The organism is Pseudomonas morbosilactucae, assembly GCF_023241715.1.
Classification (GTDB): domain Bacteria; phylum Pseudomonadota; class Gammaproteobacteria; order Pseudomonadales; family Pseudomonadaceae; genus Aquipseudomonas; species Aquipseudomonas morbosilactucae.
Genome location: NZ_JALQCW010000060.1, coordinates 1 through 19,059, shown reverse-complemented (window position 1 = coordinate 19,059; position 19,059 = coordinate 1). Strand labels below are relative to the sequence as shown.

Below are 19,059 nucleotides of genomic sequence, written 5' to 3'. Positions count from 1 at the left end.
GTGCTATCAGTTGCTTGCGTCGATTACAGCGGTACGCCCAGACGGTTGGCGACTTCTTCGTAGGCTTCGATCACATCACCGAGGCCCTGGCGGAAGCGGTCCTTGTCCATCTTCTTCTTGGTGTCCTTGTCCCACAGGCGGCAGCCGTCGGGGCTGAATTCATCGCCCAGGACGATGGAGCCATCGCTGAACACACCGAACTCCAGCTTGAAGTCCACCAGCAGCAGGCCGGCGTCGTCGAACAGTTTGCTCAGGACTTCGTTGACCTTGAGGGACAACTCTTTCATCCGTACCAGTTGCTCGGCTGTGCCCCAACCGAACGCCACCACGTGGGATTCGTTGATGAACGGGTCGCCCTTGGCGTCGTCCTTGAGGAACAGTTCGAAGGTGTAAGGGTTGAGTTTCAAGCCTTCTTCCACACCCAGGCGCTTGACCAGGCTACCGGCCGCGTAGTTGCGCACTACGCATTCCACCGGGATCATGTCGAGCTTCTTCACCAGGCACTCGTTGTCGCCCAGCAGCTTGTCGAACTGAGTCGGCACACCGGCTTCTTCGAGTTTCTGCATGATGAAGGCGTTGAACTTGTTGTTCACCATCCCCTTGCGGTCCAACTGCTCGATGCGCTTGCCGTCGAACGCCGAAGTGTCGTTGCGAAACAGCAGGATCAAGCGGTCAGCGTCATCGGTCTTGTAAACCGATTTGGCTTTGCCGCGGTAGAGTTCTTCACGTTTTTCCATGATGGGCTCCGCTTGCTAAGTAGGTGGGCTAGGCGATGTGTCGCCAGTCGAGCCCTGAATCTTGATCGGCCAGTTGCAGCCAGTCCGGGTCGCACCCAAGGGTGTCGACAAAACATTGCCGGGCCAGCTGCGGCAGGTTGTTCTTGCTGCTCAGGTGGGCCAGGACCAGGTGCTGCAGGTCTTGCCAGCCCAACTCATACACCAGGTACGCCGCCTGGTGGTTGTTCAAATGTCCCAGTTCGCCGCCCACCCGCTGCTTGAGAAAGTAGGGGTAATGACCGCGAGCCAGCAGGTCTCGGCAGTGGTTGGACTCGATCATCAAGGCATCGAGGTTCCGGTAACCGTCCAGCACCTTGGCGCAGTAGGATCCGAGGTCGGTGAGGACGCCGAAACGTCGCTCACCGTCACTGAATACATACTGCGTCGGTTCCTGGGCGTCGTGAGCCACGGCAATCACGTCAATGCTCAAGGCACCGATTTGCAGCTGCTCGCCACCGGCCAGGAAACCTGCGGGTTCAATAGGTTTGCGCATCCCGCGCAAGGTACCGCGACTGAGGTACACCGGAAGATTGTAGCGCCGAGACAGCAAACCCACGCCATGCACGTGGTCGGCATGTTCGTGGGTCACCAGGATGGCGCTCAGCTGCGTGGGATCGACTCCCAGGCGCAGCAGGCGCCGCTCGGTTTCGCGCAAGGAGAAACCACAATCCACCAGGACGTACGTGTCATTGCTGGCTATCAGCGTGCCATTCCCTTGGCTACCACTGCCGAGAACGGCGAAACGCATCAGATCAGCCCAGGTTGTCCTGAATCACGCCCAACACTTTGCGCGCCACATCGGCGGGCGCCACGGTGTTGATGTTTTTCTCGACGGTAACCTGCACGTTCTCGCCAACCTTGCTCAGACGAACCTGATAGCGCTCGGCACGGGCTTCGATTTCTTCCTTGGCCGGCTTGCTGCCGAAGAGCTTGCCGAAGAAGCCAGGTTCTTCGTTCTTGCGCTCGGCTTTTTCCGCCAGGTTGATGTAGTACAGGCCCAGGCTGCGGTTGATGTCCTCAACCCGCCACTCGCCCTGCTCCAAGGCACGGCCAACGCTGGACCAAGCGCGATCGAGGTCGGCGCCCAGGTTCAATACTGGGTTGCCGCTGCCGTCTTCGCTCAGGCTTACACGGCTTGGCGTATCGAAATCACGCGCAGCGAGCAGGGACACGGAACCGCCCTTCTCGGCGCTGCGGCTCATGCTGGCCAACAGGTCATCCACCAGGGCGGCGTCCAGGCCAGTGTTGACCGAACGGTTGGTGAACTCGACATCCGCCGTACTGCCGGCAGGGCGCGCGGCGCTGACCACATAGACTTCACTGGTGTTGCGCTGCACGCCAGGCTCGATGCGCACCCGCACGCGGGCCTCGCTGTCGCCGGACACACCAGCACTGCTCAGGCGTTTGGCCACCGACGCAGAAAGCTCGTCAGGGTGCTGCCAGGAGGTAGTGAACTCACCGGTTTGCGGGCGCTGCTCATCCAGGCGGAAACCGTTGTCCTGGAAAAACTGCACGGCCACTGGCCAGACTTCCGCCGGCGAGTGCTGGGCCAGAACCCACTGGGCGTCGCCGCTCTTCTGCAGGGTGTAGTCGCTGGCATCGGCCATCGCCGACAGTGGCTGCGGACGCGGGACGATGTACTCGCCCTTGACATTGTCATCCGCCACGTTGCGTGGGATCGGCAGCAGGGGATCCAGGCGCTTGGCCGTGCTGACGTCCGGTGGCAGTTGCATCGGAGCGGTTTGTTGCGCTTGCAGGTAATCACTGCCGCGGTCGCGGAAATAACCTTCCGGACCCCAAATCCAACCGCAGCCGCTGGTGCTGGAGATAATCAAGGCAAGTGCGGAAAGTCCGGCCATTCGCTTCATGCGTAGTACTTCCTCAATTAAACCAGTACGCCGGACTGGCGCATGGCCTGCCGCAGCGGTTCGTGACAGGCTGCGCTGAGCCAGGTGAGCGGCAGACGGATACCGTCCGGCATCAAGCCCATTTCATGCAGGGCCCATTTCACGGGAATAGGGTTGGATTCGATGAACAAGGTCTTGTTCAGCGGCATCAGTTTTTCGTGGATCGCCCGGGCAGTGGCGGCATCGCCGGCCATGGCCGCTGCGCACAGTTCGCTCATGGCGCGCGGTGCGACGTTGGCGGTCACCGAGATGTTGCCCTTGCCGCCCAGCAGGATCAGCTCGACAGCGGTGGCGTCGTCGCCGGAATACACCAGGAAATCGCTGCTCACGCCGGCCAGGATGTCCTTGGCCCGCTGCAGGTCGCCGGTGGCTTCCTTGATACCGATGATGTTTTTCACGGTGGACAGGCGAATGACTGTTTCAGCCTGCATGTCACACGCGGTGCGGCCTGGCACGTTGTAGAGGATCTGTGGAATGTCCACCGCCTCGGCAACGGCGCGGAAGTGCTGATACAGGCCTTCCTGGGTCGGCTTGTTGTAGTACGGAGTTACCAGCAGGCATGCATCGGCGCCGGCGGTCTTCGCATTGGTGGTCAGTTCGATCGCTTCACGCGTCGAGTTGGCGCCTGTGCCGGCAATCACCGGGATACGCCCTGCAACCTGAGCGACCACGCGACGAATCACTTCGATGTGTTCGTTGACATCCAGGGTGGCCGATTCACCGGTAGTGCCGACCGCCACGATGGCGTTGGTGCCCTCTTGCAGGTGGAAGTCCACCAGTTTGCTCAGGCTGTCCCAGTCGAGACGACCCTGTGCATCCATGGGTGTGACCAGTGCCACCATACTGCCCGCAATCATGCAACCGCTCCTGCCGGAAAAAGAGAGCGGTAATGGTACTGGCGCCAAGATGCTTGCACAAGCGAAGTCCAGCGCCGTGAGCATTCCCCTGAGCGATGGTTTTCGCTACCCTTCAGGCTTTGATCGCTACCGATAAGCTGGTACACCGGCCTCCAGCCCGCCCGTTCGGCCCCCAAAGCCCCATTCCTGCGTTGCCACCCTGCGCCCTCGCTGCTCAGGGGCTTGTTGCAACCGCCTGGTTCAGGGGCTCTGAAATCCGTACGACGCGCTGACCGGACACTGGCTTGCGAAAAGTATCGACCGCTCATCGCTTTAGGAATGCTGCATGTCCACCCCCACAGTCCGCGAACAATTCCTTGTTATCAGTGCCCTCGGCGCCAACCCCATGGAGCTGACAAACGTCCTGTGCCGCGCCAGCCATGAAAACCGCTGCGCCGTGGTGACCTCCCGCCTGACTCGTCATGGCGAATGCAGCGCGCTGGTCTTGCAGATTTCCGGCAGCTGGGACGCCTTGGCGCGCCTGGAAAGCGGCTTGCCGTTCCTGGCCAAGAAACACGCCTTCACGGTCAACGTGGTGCGCAGCGCTGCCCTGGAAAACCGTCCCCAGGCCCTGCCTTATGTGGCCTATGTCAGCGCGGCCTACCGCTCGGACATCGTCAACGAGCTGTGCCAGTTCTTCATCGACCACCAGGTCGAGCTGGAAAACCTCACGTGCGACACCTACCTGGCACCGCAAACCGGCGGCACCATGCTCAACGCCACCTTTACCGTGACCTTGCCGGCCGCACCCAGATCAGTTGGCTGCGTGACCAGTTTCTGGATTTCGCCGATGCCATGAACCTCGATGCCCTGATCGAACCTTGGCGCCCACAGAACCCAATGTAAGGAAGCCCCCATGGCCGTTGCCATCGACCAAGCCGTTGCCGATTTCCAGGCCCCTGCCACCAGCGGGCAAACCGTCAGCCTTTCGGGGCTGAAGGGCAAACAGGTAGTGATCTACTTTTATCCGAAGGACAGCACTCCGGGATGCACCACCGAGGGCCAGGGTTTCCGCGATCAATACGCGGCATTCCAGGCGGCCAATACCGAGATTTTCGGTATCTCCCGCGACAGCCTGAAGTCCCACGAGAACTTCAAGTGCAAGCAGGAGTTTCCTTTCGAGCTGATCAGCGACAAGGACGAAGCCGTCTGCCAGCTGTTCGATGTGATCAAGCTGAAGAAACTCTACGGCAAGGAATACCTGGGGGTGGATCGCAGCACCTTCCTGATCGACAAGGACGGCGTCCTGCGTCAGGAATGGCGCGGTGTGAAGGTGCCAGGCCACGTCGATGCCGTGCTGGCCGCCGCCCAGGCGCTGAACAAGGCCTGATGACGACATGACAGGGCGGCTGAGCCAGCCGCCCTGCTGCCTTTAGAGCAGAGGCGCGACCACCGGCTCTTTTCTCGGCCAGGCATCCAGCACCGCCTTGAACAGGGTGGCCAGGGGAATCGCAAAGAATATCCCCCAGAAGCCCCACAGCCCACCGAACAACAACACCGCACAGATGATCGCTACCGGATGCAGGTTCACTGCCCCCGAAAACAGCAGCGGCACCAAGACGTTGCCGTCCAGGGTCTGGATGATCCCGTAGACCGCCATCAGGTAAATGAATTGATCGCTCCAGCCCCACTGGAACAAGGCGATCAGCGCCACCGGCACGGTCACCACCACGGTGCCGACATAGGGCACCACCACCGAAAGCCCGACCAAAAGCGCCAGCAACGCCGCGTAGTTGAGCCCCAGCGCCACGAAGGCGATGTAGGTGACGCCACCACAAATGACGATTTCGATCACCTTGCCGCGAATGTAGTTGGCGATCTGCCGATTCATTTCCTGAGCCACCCGAGTGATCAACGCGCGCTCACGAGGCAGGTAGCCACGCACCCAGCGACTGATCATCGCCCGGTCCTTGAGGAAGAAAAACACCAGGATCGGCACCAGCACCAGGTAGATCATGATATTGACCAGCAAAGGCAGGCTGGACAGAGAGAACGTCAGCGCCCACTGGCCAAACTTGCCGATCTCCCCCCGCGCAGCCTCAATGGCTTGCAGCACCTGCTCGTCGGACACCAGGTGGGGATAGCGCTCCGGTAGCAGCAGGAGCAAGGATTGCCACTTGGCGAGCATGCCCGGCAATTCGTTGAACAAGGTTACGAACTGATGCCAAAGCAAAGGCACCACCACCAGGATAAACACCAACAACAGCCCCATGAACAGGGCGAACACCAGCCCCACCGCCGCACCGGCAGGCACCCGTAAGCGCTCCAGGCTGACCACCAACCCCTGCATCAGGTAGGCCAGCACCATGCCCGCCAATACCGGCGCGAGCATGCCGCCGAGTGTCAGCACCGCCGTGAAGCCGAGGAACAACAGCACCGCGAGCACCACGGCCTCCTCGTCGGAGAAGTAGCGCTGAATCCAGTCGCGTAACACTTTGAACATCAATGTTCCTTAAAGAGAGGTGGCAAAGAGCAGCCTGCACTCAGGCCTTCTTCAGCCAGTAACGATAAACCCCCGCCTCGTCTTCTTCACGCAGCAAGGTGTGGCCAGCCAGGCGGGCAAAGGTACGGAAATCGCGCTGCGACCCAGCATCCGTCGCAATGACTTTGAGCACGGCTCCGCTGGCCAGGCGGTTGAGCTCCAGCTTGGCCTTGAGTAACGGCAACGGACAGTTCAAACCGCTGGCATCCAGCTCGGCGTCATGCTCTACAGCGTCGATCATTGGGTCACTCCGGTCCGGTTTTCAAGGCGCCTAGAATACCCTGCAAGGTCACTCGGCATGTAGCGAGCCAATCAACGAGCGGTAGCACGGCGATTTTCCTGAGGCTGCATAAACAGACGCCCAGGGTTTTGAGAAAGCACTTTTAGCCGCGCAGTTTTCACACCAATCGTCTGGTCCCGGACCCAGTGTCCAGCTACAGTAGAGCCTTTGTCGACTAAGGCTTTGTGCATGACTTTTCTGCGCCCTACCCTGCTGACGCTCGCTTGCCTGCTCGCCTCACCGGGCTTCGCCGACGACCTGCCGTCACTCGGCGACGCCAGTTCTGCCATTGTCTCGCCGCAACAGGAATACCAACTGGGCCGCGCCTGGCTGGCCCTTCTGCGTAGCCAGGTTTCGCAGCTCAACGATCCGCAACTCAAGGATTACGTCGAAACCAGCGTCTATAAACTGGTGGAAACCAGTCAGGTCAATGACCGGCGCCTGGAGTTCATCCTGATCAACAGCCCACAACTCAACGCCTTTGCCGCCCCTGGCGGGATTGTCGGGGTTAACGGCGGGCTGTTTCTCAACGCCCAGACCGAAGGCGAGTACGCCTCGGTACTGGCTCACGAATTGGCTCACCTTTCGCAACGCCACTTTGCCCGTGGCGTTGAAGCCCAACAGCGGATGCAGGTGCCAATGATGGCCGCCCTGCTGGCCGGTATCGTGATCGCCGCCGCCGGTGCCGGCGACGCCGGGATCGCCACTATTGCCGGGACCCAGGCGGCGGCCATCCAGGAGCAGCGGCGCTTCTCTCGACAGAACGAGCAGGAAGCCGACCGTATCGGCATCCTCAACCTGGAGAAAGCCGGCTACGACCCGCGCTCCATGCCGACCATGTTCGAACGCCTGATGCGCCAATACCGCTTCGACGCCAAGCCACCAGAATTCCTCCTCACTCACCCGGTGACCGAATCCCGTATCGCCGACACCCGCAACCGCGCCGAGCAGGCCAAACTCGGCGGCACCGAAGACAGCATGCGCTACCAGCTGATACGCGCGCGGGTGCAATTGACCTATGAAGACTCCCCGGGCCTGGCCGCCAAGCGCTTTCGCGCCCAGCTCGACGAAAACCCGAAAAATGACGTGGCCCGGTACGGCCTGGCCATTGCCCAGATCAAAGGCAGCCAGTGGAACGACGCCCGAGACAACCTCAAACAGTTGCTGGCCAAGCTGCCGAATGACATCACCTACAACCTGGCGCAAATCGAACTGGACATCGCCAACAGTCGCCTGGCGGATGCCCAATCGCGCACGGAGCGCATGATTGCCCTGTACCCCGGCAACTACCCGCTGAACCAGATGCGCGTCGACTTGCTGCTCAAGCAGAACCGTCCGGCCGACGCCGAAAAAGCCCTGGAGAGCCTGCTCAAGACTCGCCCGGACGATCCGGACGTCTGGTATTCGGTGGCCGAGACCCGCGGCCTGTCCGGCAACATCATTGGCCTGCACCAGGCTCGAGCCGAATACTTTGCCCTGGTGGGCGACTATCGCCAGGCCATCCAGCAGCTCGACTTCGCCAAACGCCGCGCCGGCAGCAACTTCCCGCTGTCTTCACGTATTGATGCTCGCCAACGCGAGCTGATGGACCAGGAGCAAATGGTCAAAGACATGATGCGCTGACGGTTCAAGCGCCCACAAAAAAGCCCGCCTCTTTCAAGGCGGGCTTTTTCATGGGGTCAGATACCCGTCGGACAGGTTACTCAGCCAGTTTGAAGGTGATAAAGCTGGCTCGCCCCTGACGCAATACACGCATGGACACCGAACGATTCTTCGGCAATGCCTGAGCAATCTCAGTGAAGTTCTTCGCCGATGTAATGGCTTGGTTGTTCAGGTGAGTGATCACATCGCCAGGCTGCAGGCCGATCAGCGCGGCTGGGCCATCCTGCACTTCCTTGATGACCACGCCGCCTTTGAGGTCGAAGGACTTCTTCTGCTCATCGCTCAGCTCAATCACGGCAACACCCAGGCGGTTGCTGCTGCGCTCGACACCGGACTTGGGCAACGCACTCAACTCCTTGTCTTCATCAGGAATCGCGCCCACGGTCAGCTCAACGTTCTTGCGCTTGCCCTCACGAATCACTTCCAGATTGGCCTTGGCACCAGCCTTCAGTGCACCCACCAGATGGGGCAAATCGGCCGACATCACAATAGGCTGGCCATTGAGGCTGAGGATCACATCACCCACTTGCAAGCCACCCTTGGCTGCCGGGCCGTCATCCTGAATCTGTGCCACCAGCGCACCGGCCGGCTTGTCCAGACCGAAGGACTCGGCCAGGTCTTTGTTCACTTCCTGAATAACCACCCCCAACCAGCCACGACTGACTTTGCCACCGCTTTTCAGTTGGTTGGAAACGTCCATGGCGACATCGATCGGAATGGCGAACGAAACGCCCATGAAGCCACCCGAACGGGTGTAGATCTGGGAGTTGATCCCTACCACTTCACCCGCCAGGTTGAACAACGGACCGCCGGAGTTACCCGGGTTGATCGGCACATCGGTCTGGATGAACGGTACATAGTTTTCATTCGGCAGACTGCGGCCGATGGCGCTGACGATACCTTGGGTCACAGTGTGGTCAAAGCCAAACGGCGAACCGATGGCGACAACCCATTGGCCAGCTTTCAGGTCCTGGGATTTACCCAACTTCAGGACCGGAAGGTCTTTGCCGTCGATTTTCAGCAGCGCCACATCGGAACGCGGGTCAGTGCCGATCAGCTTGGCCTTCAACTCACTACGGTCAGCCAGACGCACAAGGATTTCATCCGCGTCGGCAATCACGTGATTGTTGGTGAGGATGTAGCCGTCGGAGGAGATGATGAACCCCGAACCCAGGGATTGCGCCTCACGCTGGCGACCGCCCTGAGGCGAACGTGGCTGAGGCATGCCCCGCTCAAAGAACTCCCGCAGCATCGGCGGCAACCCTTCCAGATCCGGCATTTGCTGGTTGGAGACCTTGCGATCAGGCAACTTCTGCGTGGTACTGATGTTTACCACGGCGGGCGACGCCTGCTCGACCAACTGAGTGAAGTCAGGCAAGTCAGCGGCCTGGGCCGACACCGCCTGACCGAGCACTATCACGGTGGCAAAAATGGAAAGGTAAGACTTCAAGCGAGGTATCGACATACGACTCCCGTTACTACGAGCGTGATTAAGCGATATGGGGCAAAAAACACCGTGCTGAATGCGCAGGTACTTTTGCTCCAGGAACGGCGAACAGGGCCAGAACCGAGGGGCTCTGACCTATAGAAAAATAAAGGGGATTTTGCAAATGAAATTGCTGACCAAACATTTCATCTTCTCAATTGTGGAGTCGACATCACTGTCCTCTTACACAACCAACAAAGGCTTGCCGAGCGCTAAATCAGCGCTCACTGCTTGGCGGTAGCGTCGGAGCGCATCGACAAGGCAATACGCTCAGCAGTACCAATAGGGATCTCGCCAACCACCGTCACCATCATCTCCCCCTCGGGCGTGGTCAAACGCCGCGAAACCGCTACGGTTGGCCCCAATTGGGTTCGAGTGTCCGTCACCGTGGCGCCATTGAGTGGCTCCAGGAATACGGAGAAACGCGCCAGACCGTCGTCATACAGAAGGCTGTTAACGATAGTTCGGGTTTCAGGATCCTTGCGGGCCGTGCTACTGGTGAGTTCAAAGCCAGGCGGAAGCCAGTCCGAATGCCAGACCTGAGCAGCTTTCACCGCGGAAGCCTTGTCACTTTCCAATGTGACCGCCTTACAGTCAGAGCTAGGTTGCAGCTCGCTACTTTGCGGCACATCTGCAGTGTCCAGTCGAGTGAACTGGAAACGCTCCAACAACTGCCCTTTGTCGTTCAACAGCAACGACTTCAGGGGTAATCCGGTCTCACGATCCAAGTGCAATTCGAAACCGTAACGATGCTGATCGCGCGGCGTCAGAGAGATGATCACAGCCTCGCGACCCGCCACACGGGATTTTCCGATGACGGCGAGGTCGTACCAACTCTTGAGTTTTTTCGGATCCAGGGCTCGCGCCGAGGAATCAGGAGCATCGCCCAAACCCGCTACCAGCGTGCCGCTGACGCACTGAGTACGCCCATCGACACGCACGACCTCCTGAGCGGATCCATCGAGCTGAATCAAGCGCTCGCGGACCTTACCATCCTGAACTAGATGCCAGATGTTATGGGTCGAAAAACTACCGTTGCGCTCATAAACGAAGGTGCCCTGGAAGCTCTGCTGCTGCTCGGCTTGCCCAAGACGCTGCAACCAATCCTGGGCTTCATCGGCATGGGCTGGAACAACAAACCAGCCACTAAGCAGAAGCGAAAGTAGAGGTATGGCGCGCATGATCCTCCTTAGCGGTTTTCCAAGCTCGCCGCGCGGGCGTAAGGCAGAGCGCTTTCAGTGCCTTTAAGGGCCGCTTGCTGAGCATGTTGACGCAGGTAGCTTGGCAGACGCTGATCGTGCCAGCCTGGCTGACCTTGCAATACACCATTGGCCATTGGACCGGTGGTGTCCGAACTCTCACTATAGGCGGCCAATACAGCAGGGCCTTTGACTTGCGGAGCCGCCAAGGTTGTCTGACCGGACTGCTGAGCCAATTCGACACCAGCGATCTCGTCCTGGTTGTACAGGCGAACACCTGCCAATACAGCCACCGTCACCGATGCTGCAACCGCCAGGCGACCCAGGCTACGCCATGGTCCGCGAGACGCTTTAGCCGGCACGGCTTCATCAGCCAGCGCAGCAGAAACGGCGGCGGCAATGTCTAGACGTGGAAGCAGCAATTCCTTGTGCATGGCCGCCCGGGCGATTTGATAACGAGCCCAAGTCTCACGGGTTTCCACTTCGTCAACGGCATTTAATACCCGACGCAATTCCAGTTCGTCCGCTTCGTTATCCATCACCGCGGACAGCGATTCCTGCAGGGCTTCACGACTCATGGCGGTTCCTCTCTTGGCTGTCGCCGCTGTCTCAGGTTTCCTGCAACAACGGCTGCAGGGCTTTATCGATGGCTTCCCGAGCGCGGAAAATCCGGGAGCGCACGGTACCCACCGGACATTGCATGACGCTCGCAATGTCCTCGTAACTCAGACCATCGAATTCACGTAAAGTTAAAGCTGTACGCAAATCTTCTGGAAGTTGCTGGATGGTTCGATGGACGGTGCCTTCGATCTCATCCCGCAGCAATGCACGCTCCGGCGACTCGAGATCCTTGAGGCCATGATCGCCATCGTAGAACTCTGCATCCTCAGAACTGACATCGCTATCCGGCGGCCGACGGCCGCGTGAAACCAGATAGTTTTTCGCCGTGTTAATGGCGATACGATACAGCCACGTATAAAACGCACTGTCACCGCGGAAATTACCAAGTGCACGGTAAGCCTTGATAAAGGCTTCTTGTGCGACATCCTGGGCTTCATGGGTGTCGTGCACAAAACGCACGATCAACCCGAGAATTTTGTGCTGGTATTTCAGCACTAGCAGATCGAACGCTCGCTTGTCACCGCGTTGAACGCGCTCGACCAGCTGCTGATCCTCTTCCTGGGTTAGCATGAACACTCCTCGATAAGCTCGGAGGAGGCTTGCATTGCTAATCGATCAGGCTTGCAAACATAGACTCGGGCTTTTCGCAAAAGTTCTCCCCCTCCAAGCAAGTTTCCTGCGGGCTCTGATCCGGCACGCACGAAAAACGCAGCGCGGGCTGGGCCGGCTGCGCGAATAATCCTGTCGTCGATTTCAGCGGCAATGACCGCAACACAAATGCTGCATAAAGCCGACGCTGTCCCTTCTTTCAGGCAACCTTCTATTGAGCTTGGGCACTTGGCAAAAGTTCCCAATCTTTATAGCCGTGCAGAACGAACATTGTGTAACCGAGAAGAGAAAAAGACTGCTACATCTTCGATACAGTCGTCAGATCACCGACACAAGCAGGCAATTGATCCCGACGAAGCGGCGGACACGAACCACTCTTTTGGTCACCGTAGTTTCACAATGCCACGAAGGCTCGCTATTGTGCCGATCCCCCCCTCTATATACTAGTGGGCTGTGTGGCTGCCTTGACTCGCCGATCCAGGCTTCTTGCGCCACCCCCGACCCGGGTCGCTTTGAGCGGAATCCTGAAATGAGCCAACAGTTTCAACACGATGTACTGGTGATTGGCAGCGGCGCTGCCGGCTTGAGCCTCGCACTGACCCTTCCCGATCATCTGCGCATTGCGGTATTGAGCAAGGGCGACCTCGCCAATGGCTCTACATTCTGGGCCCAGGGCGGTGTCGCTGCCGTTCTGGACGATACTGACACCATCGAATCCCACGTCGCTGACACCCTCAATGCTGGCGGCGGCCTGTGCCACGAAGATGCGGTGCGTTTCACCGTCGAGCACAGTCGCGAAGCCATCCAGTGGCTGATCGATCAGGGCGTACCGTTTACCCGCGATGAAGACGGCAGCAATGTCGACGGCACCTTCGAGTTTCACCTGACCCGCGAAGGCGGCCACAGCCATCGGCGCATCATCCATGCCGCCGATGCCACTGGCGCGGCGATCTTCAAGACATTGCTGAGCCAGGCTCGGCAACGCCCGAACATCGAACTGCTCGAGCAACGAGTCGCTGTCGACCTGATCACCGAAAAACGCCTGGGCCTCGACGGCGACCGCTGCCTGGGTGCCTATGTGCTCAACCGCGGCACGGGCGAGGTCGATACCTTTGGCGCACGGTTCGTGATTCTCGCGTCCGGCGGCGCCGCCAAGGTCTACCTCTATACCAGCAACCCGGATGGCGCCTGCGGGGATGGCATCGCCATGGCTTGGCGCTCTGGCTGCCGGGTGGCGAACCTGGAGTTCAATCAGTTCCACCCCACCTGCCTGTATCACCCACAGGCCAAGAGCTTCCTGATCACCGAAGCCCTGCGGGGCGAAGGCGCGCACCTGAAGCTGCCCAACGGCGAACGCTTCATGCAACGCTTCGACCCTCGGGCCGAGCTGGCGCCACGGGACATTGTGGCCCGTGCCATCGACCATGAAATGAAGCGCCTGGGCATCGACTGCGTGTACCTGGACATCAGTCACCAGCCGGAAGCCTTTATCAAAAGCCACTTCCCGACGGTCTATGAGCGCTGCCTGGAATTTTCCATCGACATCACCAAGCAACCGATCCCAGTGGTGCCGGCAGCCCACTACACCTGCGGCGGCGTGCTGGTGGACCAACATGGCCGCACCGACGTGCCGGGCCTCTACGCCATCGGCGAAACCAGCTTCACCGGCCTCCACGGCGCCAACCGCATGGCTAGCAACTCATTGCTCGAATGCTTTGTCTACGCGCGTTCCGCGGCCAGCGACATCCTCGAACAGCTGTCCCAAGTGACCATCCCCGAAGCCCTGCCCGCCTGGGACGCCAGCCAGGTCACCGATTCCGATGAAGACGTGATCATTGCGCACAACTGGGACGAACTGCGGCGATTCATGTGGGACTACGTCGGCATCGTGCGCACCAACAAGCGCCTGCAACGAGCCCAGCACAGGGTTCGCTTGCTGCTGGACGAAATCGATGAGTTCTACAGCAACTACAAGGTCAGTCGTGACCTCATCGAGTTGCGCAACCTGGCCCAGGTGGCCGAGCTGATGATTCGCTCCGCCATGGAACGCAAGGAAAGCCGCGGCCTGCACTACACCCTCGATTACCCGCAGATGCTGGCCGAGGCCCGGGACACTATTCTGGTGCCGCCCACCTACGCCGACTGAACTTGAGTCGTACCCGCAGGCGGCGATGCACATCCGCCGCCTGCGAGCCGGCGGGCACACAGATTGATCGCACCCGGCGCTCCCCGCGCACACGAAAACGCAGCACCACCATCAATGGCAAGGCCAGGCTGTCAGGGCGCAACTGCACTGCCTGCCAGCCTGCTGCCGCATTCCACAGCTCCCAGCCGTCGGCAGTGCGCCGCAACCCACGGAAAGCCCGAGGGTGAGTCAATAGAATCTGCCGCGGCAAGACCCAGGCGCCATGCGCCAGGCACAGCAAAATGCCGAGCAGGCAGGCCCAGGGCGGTGCATTCAGGATCAACAGAGTGCCCAGCGCGAACAGCTGGGCCAGGAGATACGCCGCCAGCAAGTGCCGCGAGGCCCGCCAGCGGCATTCAAACGCGTTACTTGGGCTGGACACGATCCAGGATCATGCGAACCATGCGCTGCAACTCAGGATCTTCCGATTCGCTGCGCTCCATGAACCAGCCGAACATGTCCTGATCTTCGCACTCAAGCAGCTTGCGGTAGCATTCGCGATCCACCTCATTGAGATGCGCATAGACCTCTTTCACAAAGGGCACCAGCAACACGTCAAGCTCAAGCATGCCGCGGCGGCTGTGCCAGTAGAGGCGGTTCAGTTCAACATCTTCGACCATGGAGCGCTCCTCAAATAGAGCGCAAGTATACAGGCCGAAGGGCACGAGAACAGTCGGCTTTGGTCGGCCACCACCGGTCCTTTGTGAACTACCCATTTCAAGGGCGCCCCCTTATGATGGCGACCAGACTTTTTGACCCTGCGATGACCCATGGCTGATTCCGCTTTTTTCTGCACGCTGTCCCACGAAGGCGTCCTCGCCGTCCGCGGCCCCGACGCCAGCAAATTCCTTCAGGGTCAGTTGACCTGCAACCTCAACTACTTGAGCGAATCCCAGTCGAGCCTCGGCGCCCGCTGCACCCAGAAAGGCCGCATGCAATCCAGCTTCCGCATCTTGCTCGAGGGCGACGGCTGCCTGTTGGCCATGGCCAGCGAGCTGCTGGAGCCGCAACTGGCGGACCTGAAAAAATACGCCGTGTTTTCCAAGGCCAAGCTCAGTGATGAAAGTGCCAACTGGGTGCGCTTCGGCCTGCAACAGGCGGATGCCAGCCTCAGCGCCCTGGGGCTGGAGCTGCCGGAAACCGATGGCGCCGTGGCCCGGGCTGGTGGCCTGATCGCAGTGCGGGTTTCCCCTCAGCGCGCCGAACTCTGGGCCCCGGCCGATCAAGCCGACAGCCTGCGCACCCGCCTGGCCAGCCAATTGGCTGAAAGTGACCTGAACCCGTGGCTGCTGGGGCAGATCCGCGCCGGCATTGGCCAGGTCATGCCCACCACCCGCGAGTTGTTCATCCCGCAGATGCTCAACCTGCAAGCCATCGGCGGCGTCAGTTTCAAGAAAGGCTGCTACACCGGCCAGGAAATCGTGGCGCGTATGCAGTACCTCGGCAAACTCAAGCGTCGCTTGTATCGGCTGACCGTGGCCGCCGGGGATTTACCCGCGCCGGGCACGCCGCTGTTCGCTCCAAGCCACAACAGCGCGGTGGGTGAAGTGGTGCTCGCCGCCCACGCCGAACAACAGATCGAACTTTTGGCGGTGTTGCAGGCCGAAGCCGTGGAAGCCGCCGATATTCATCTCGCCAGCCTCGAGGGCCCTGCCCTGCAATTGCTCGACCTGCCTTACCAACTGGACCGTGATCGCGAGATCCAGCGTTGATATAGCTGCACCTTGATAGCGTCACCCTAGAGAACATACATGAACAATCTGGCGGATAAGGTCCAACAGGATTTGGTTGAGGCCATCGATAACGATGACCTGGTTCTGCCAACGTTACCGGAAGTGGCCATGCAGATTCGCCGGGCCGCCGAAGACCCGGAGATCAGCGTCAGCGCCCTGAGCAAGATGATCGGCCGCGATACCGCACTGTCCGCACGCCTGATCAAAGTGGTCAACAGCCCATTGCTACGCGCGACCCAGGAAGTCACCGATCTCTACACCGCGATCACCCGCCTGGGCATCAACTACAGCAGCAACCTGGCCATCGGACTGGTCATGGAGCAGATTTTTCACGCCCGCTCCGACGTGGTTGCGCAGAAGATGCACGATGTCTGGCACAAAAGCCTGGAAGTCGCCGGTGTCAGCTACGCCCTGTGCCGCCGCTACTCACAGCTCAAGCCCGACCAGGCCGCCTTGGGTGGGTTGGTGCACCAGATCGGCGTACTGCCGATCCTCACGTATGCCGAAGACCACTACGAGCTGCTGGCCGACCCGGTCAGCCTCGACCATGTGATCGAGAACATTCATCCGCTGCTCGGTGAAAAACTCCTCAAGGTTTGGGACTTTCCCGAGCAACTGGTGACGATTCCCCTGAAATACCTGGATTTTCAGCGCCAATCCCGACAGATCGACTACGTGGACCTGGTCCAGGTAGCCACCCTGTATTGCCACAAGGATTGCGACCATCCCCTGGGCCGCATCGACGCCCGCAATGTGCCGGCGTTCAAGAAACTGGGGATTGACCCGGAAAACCTCCAGGGCTGCCAGGACCTCGAAGAATCTCGCTCGATGTTTTACTAAAAGGGCACTCGGGCAAGGAACGCCCGGGCTGCTAGCCGCCGTTAAAACTCACCCGCACCTTCAGCCCCGAAAGCTCGCCGTCATGCAGGCTGACCTGGGCCAGATGGGCACGACAAATCTCCCCCACAATCGCCAAGCCCAACCCAGACCCGGCCACTTGCTGGTTACGCCGGTAGAAGCGTTCGAACACCCGATCCCGGTCTTCCAGCGGGATGCCCGGCCCATCGTCTTCAACCTCCAGTACACCCGGTGGCAACACCCGCAAAATTACATTGCCGCCCGAAGGCGTGTGGGCCAGGGCGTTATCCACCAGGTTGCTCAGCAGTTCATTGAGCAAGGTTGGCTCGCCCTTGAGCCACACCGGCTCGTCGGCTTCCAGGGCCAGCGCCACGCCACGGGCGTGGGCCAAGGGCGCCATCGCCATGCCCAGCTCCCGGGCCAGTTGGCTGAGGTCGAGCAACTGCGCGCCGCCTTCGGCAATCGCCCGGGCGCCGTTTTCGATCCGCGCCAGCGACAGCAGTTGGTTGGCCAGGTGAGTCAGGCGGTCCGTGCCTTGGGCCGCGCTCTCCAGGGTTGCCCGCCAGGTTGGCGGGTCCTCGGCACGCAGCCCCAACTCCAGCCGCGCCTTGAGCGCCGCCAGAGGCGTGCGCAGTTCATGGGCCGCGTCGGCGATAAACTGCGCCTGGCGTTCAAACTGCCCACGCAAACGCTCGGTGAAGTGATTCAACGCCCGGACCAGCGGCCACAACTCACGTTGCACCTCCACCAGGGGCAAGGGCCGCAAATCATCGGGCTGACGCTCTTCTACCGCACCGCGCAAACGCTCCAGGGGGCGCAGCGCCGCACTGACTGCGAACCACACCAGCACCAGGGCGCCAACCGCCAACATGCCCAGGCGCAACAAGGTATCGGCCATCAGACTACGGGCCATGGCCACACGGGCCTCGTCGGTTTCAGCCACACGAATTTCAGCCATGCCATTCATGTTCGGCTCGCTGACCGCCTTGAGCAGGCTCACCACCCGCACATTCTGCCCCTGGTAAGTGGCGTCGTAGAAACGCGCCAATGCCGGGTAATCGTCGGTGCGTGGTGTGCCCGGCGGAGGGCCTGGCAGGTTTTCGTAGCCGGAAATCAACTGCTGGTGAATGTCATTGACCTGGTAGTAGATGCGCCCGGCGCTGTCGTAGGCGAAGGTGTCCAGGGCCACATAGGGCACATTGGCGCTGAGGCCGCCGTCCCGTTGCGAAAGGCCCGCGGCAATGGTCCGCGCCGACGCCAGCAAGGTGCGGTCGTAGGCCGTGTCGGCAGCTTCGCGCCCATTCCAGTAGGCACTCAAGCCGCTGGCCAGCATCAGCACCACCAGCAGCAGCGCCAGGTTCCACAACAACCGCCAGCGCAGGCTGCTGGGCTTATGCATCGCGGCTTTCCAGCAGGTAGCCCAGGCCGCGGAAGGTGACGATAGCCACGGCATGCCCGTCGAGCTTCTTGCGCAGGCGGTGGACGTAGATTTCGATCGCGTCGGGGCTGGCTTCTTCATCCAGACCAAACACCTGGGAGGCCAATTGCTCTTTGCTCATCACCCGACCCGGCCGGGCAATCAGGGCCTCAAGCACCGCTTGCTCGCGGGACGTCAGGGTCAGCAACTCGTCGCCCAGGGTGAAGCGCCGGGTATCCAGGTCGTAGGCCAGTACCCCGCAACGTTGCTGGCGCTCGCCGCCGAGCACACTGCGCCGCAACAGGGCCTTGACCCGCGCCTCGAGTTCAGTGAGTTCGAAAGGTTTGGCCAGGTAATCATCGGCGCCCAGGTTGAGGCCGTGAACCCGGTCCTTCACATCGCTGCGGGCCGTCAGCATCAACACCGGCAGGTTCTTGCCCCGCCCGCGCAAGCGCGCCAGCACTTCAAAGCCATCCATGCGCGGCAAGCCCACATCGAGGATCGCCATCGCATACTCCTCGCTGCTCAGCGCCAGGTCTGCCGCCACGCCATCGTGCAGCACATCCACGGTCAGGCCCGTGCTTTTCAGGGCCTGGGCGACACTTTCGGCCAACTGCAGATGGTCTTCAACGAGCAGGACACGCATGGGTTTTTACCTCGTTCAGGGGGCATCGACGCCACTCTTTGCCGCGGAGTTTACAGCCGCAACCGTCGCTGTGAAGCCCGAAAACCGTGAAAGCCAGCTGAAAGGTTAGCGAAAGGTTGGCCCTTTAGAGTCGCTCCACGGACAGTCCCGACTGCCGTGGCCACCCCGAGTGGCCAATCGAAAAACGCCTCGAAGCGTTTTCGCCAAATAAGAACAATAACGGAGTACCACTGGATGCCATCCATGCAACCTCAGGCTAGCCAGCCTGCGCGTTTTTCCCGTCTCAGCCACACCGCCCTGGT

At 60.4% G+C, this 19,059-nt stretch carries 19 protein-coding genes and 1 pseudogene; 6 read left to right on the top strand and 14 right to left on the bottom strand.

Going from position 1 to position 19,059, the window contains the following annotated elements; translation table 11 throughout:
* Positions 1-23: 23 nt before the first annotated feature.
* Genes purC through dapA form a run of 4 tightly spaced genes read right to left on the bottom strand, consistent with a single transcriptional unit; the run spans position 24 to position 3,540 of the window.
* Entirely contained in the window at positions 24-737 is a 714-nt protein-coding gene (purC, locus tag M1B34_RS21820) for a phosphoribosylaminoimidazolesuccinocarboxamide synthase (protein ID WP_123336267.1), read from the bottom strand.
* A gap of 28 nt (positions 738-765) precedes the next feature.
* On the bottom strand, positions 766-1,524 hold the full coding sequence (locus tag M1B34_RS21815) for an MBL fold metallo-hydrolase (protein WP_268266194.1): 759 nt from the start codon (positions 1,522-1,524) through the stop codon (positions 766-768).
* Between the two features lie 4 nt (positions 1,525-1,528).
* Positions 1,529-2,644 carry an outer membrane protein assembly factor BamC gene (bamC, locus tag M1B34_RS21810; RefSeq protein WP_123336271.1) on the bottom strand — a complete coding sequence of 372 codons (1,116 nt, stop codon included), beginning with the start codon at positions 2,642-2,644 and terminating at the stop codon, positions 1,529-1,531.
* 17 nt (positions 2,645-2,661) lie between these two features.
* Positions 2,662-3,540 carry a 4-hydroxy-tetrahydrodipicolinate synthase gene (gene dapA, locus M1B34_RS21805; protein WP_268263243.1) on the bottom strand — a complete coding sequence of 293 codons (879 nt, stop codon included), beginning with the start codon at positions 3,538-3,540 and terminating at the stop codon, positions 2,662-2,664.
* Between the two features lie 325 nt (positions 3,541-3,865).
* Here dapA and M1B34_RS21800 point away from each other — a divergent pair.
* A pseudogene (locus M1B34_RS21800) lies at positions 3,866-4,425 on the top strand (glycine cleavage system transcriptional repressor).
* A 10-nt stretch (positions 4,426-4,435) separates the two neighbouring features.
* Positions 4,436-4,909 (top strand): peroxiredoxin, encoded by a 474-nt coding sequence (locus M1B34_RS21795; protein WP_123336278.1) that lies wholly within the window; start codon positions 4,436-4,438, stop codon positions 4,907-4,909.
* Positions 4,910-4,951: 42 nt separating this feature from the next.
* On the opposite strand, the gene M1B34_RS21790 is transcribed toward M1B34_RS21795, so the two are convergent.
* Complete coding sequence (locus M1B34_RS21790) at positions 4,952-6,022, bottom strand: AI-2E family transporter (RefSeq protein WP_123336280.1); 1,071 nt, start codon at positions 6,020-6,022, stop codon at positions 4,952-4,954.
* Between the two features lie 40 nt (positions 6,023-6,062).
* A complete protein-coding gene (locus M1B34_RS21785) occupies positions 6,063-6,302 on the bottom strand; it encodes a sulfurtransferase TusA family protein (protein ID WP_123336282.1) in 240 nt (79 codons plus the stop codon).
* 228 nt (positions 6,303-6,530) lie between these two features.
* On the opposite strand from M1B34_RS21785, the gene M1B34_RS21780 reads away from it, so the two are divergent.
* Complete coding sequence (locus M1B34_RS21780; RefSeq protein WP_123336284.1) at positions 6,531-7,964, top strand: M48 family metalloprotease; 1,434 nt, start codon at positions 6,531-6,533, stop codon at positions 7,962-7,964.
* Positions 7,965-8,040: 76 nt separating this feature from the next.
* On the opposite strand, the gene M1B34_RS21775 is transcribed toward M1B34_RS21780, so the two are convergent.
* The 4 genes from M1B34_RS21775 to rpoE all read right to left on the bottom strand — a co-directional run bounded on the left by M1B34_RS21775 (position 8,041) and on the right by rpoE (position 11,879).
* Complete coding sequence (locus M1B34_RS21775) at positions 8,041-9,468, bottom strand: DegQ family serine endoprotease (protein ID WP_123336286.1); 1,428 nt, start codon at positions 9,466-9,468, stop codon at positions 8,041-8,043.
* 245 nt (positions 9,469-9,713) lie between these two features.
* Positions 9,714-10,670 (bottom strand): MucB/RseB C-terminal domain-containing protein, encoded by a 957-nt coding sequence (locus tag M1B34_RS21770; protein WP_123336290.1) that lies wholly within the window; start codon positions 10,668-10,670, stop codon positions 9,714-9,716.
* Positions 10,671-10,678: 8 nt separating this feature from the next.
* Positions 10,679-11,266 (bottom strand): RseA family anti-sigma factor, encoded by a 588-nt coding sequence (locus M1B34_RS21765; protein WP_268266193.1) that lies wholly within the window; start codon positions 11,264-11,266, stop codon positions 10,679-10,681.
* A 31-nt stretch (positions 11,267-11,297) separates the two neighbouring features.
* Positions 11,298-11,879, bottom strand: a complete 582-nt coding sequence (rpoE, locus tag M1B34_RS21760; protein ID WP_007930230.1) for an RNA polymerase sigma factor RpoE/AlgU — start codon at positions 11,877-11,879, stop codon at positions 11,298-11,300.
* A 568-nt stretch (positions 11,880-12,447) separates the two neighbouring features.
* On the opposite strand from rpoE, the gene nadB reads away from it, so the two are divergent.
* Positions 12,448-14,064, top strand: a complete 1,617-nt coding sequence (gene nadB, locus M1B34_RS21755; protein ID WP_268266192.1) for an L-aspartate oxidase — start codon at positions 12,448-12,450, stop codon at positions 14,062-14,064.
* On the opposite strand, the gene M1B34_RS21750 is transcribed toward nadB, so the two are convergent.
* Positions 14,033-14,485: a protein YgfX gene (locus tag M1B34_RS21750; protein ID WP_268266191.1), complete on the bottom strand. Its 453-nt coding sequence runs from the start codon at positions 14,483-14,485 to the stop codon at positions 14,033-14,035. The genes nadB and M1B34_RS21750 overlap by 32 nt on opposite strands.
* Complete coding sequence (locus tag M1B34_RS21745) at positions 14,469-14,723, bottom strand: FAD assembly factor SdhE (protein WP_123336297.1); 255 nt, start codon at positions 14,721-14,723, stop codon at positions 14,469-14,471. The genes M1B34_RS21750 and M1B34_RS21745 overlap by 17 nt, the downstream gene beginning before the upstream one ends.
* Positions 14,724-14,873: 150 nt before the next feature.
* Between M1B34_RS21745 and ygfZ the strand changes: the two genes are divergently transcribed.
* Both ygfZ and M1B34_RS21735 read left to right on the top strand, forming a co-directional pair.
* Positions 14,874-15,815, top strand: a complete 942-nt coding sequence (gene ygfZ, locus M1B34_RS21740) for a CAF17-like 4Fe-4S cluster assembly/insertion protein YgfZ (RefSeq protein ID WP_268266190.1) — start codon at positions 14,874-14,876, stop codon at positions 15,813-15,815.
* A 39-nt stretch (positions 15,816-15,854) separates the two neighbouring features.
* A complete protein-coding gene (locus M1B34_RS21735) occupies positions 15,855-16,676 on the top strand; it encodes an HDOD domain-containing protein (RefSeq protein ID WP_123336301.1) in 822 nt (273 codons plus the stop codon).
* Positions 16,677-16,707: 31 nt separating this feature from the next.
* Here the strand turns inward: M1B34_RS21735 and M1B34_RS21730 are convergent, their stop codons facing one another.
* Both M1B34_RS21730 and M1B34_RS21725 read right to left on the bottom strand, forming a co-directional pair.
* Positions 16,708-18,093 carry a sensor histidine kinase gene (locus tag M1B34_RS21730; protein WP_123336303.1) on the bottom strand — a complete coding sequence of 462 codons (1,386 nt, stop codon included), beginning with the start codon at positions 18,091-18,093 and terminating at the stop codon, positions 16,708-16,710.
* Entirely contained in the window at positions 18,086-18,757 is a 672-nt protein-coding gene (locus tag M1B34_RS21725; RefSeq protein WP_123336305.1) for a response regulator, read from the bottom strand. The genes M1B34_RS21730 and M1B34_RS21725 overlap by 8 nt, the downstream gene beginning before the upstream one ends.
* Positions 18,758-19,059: the final 302 nt, after the last annotated feature.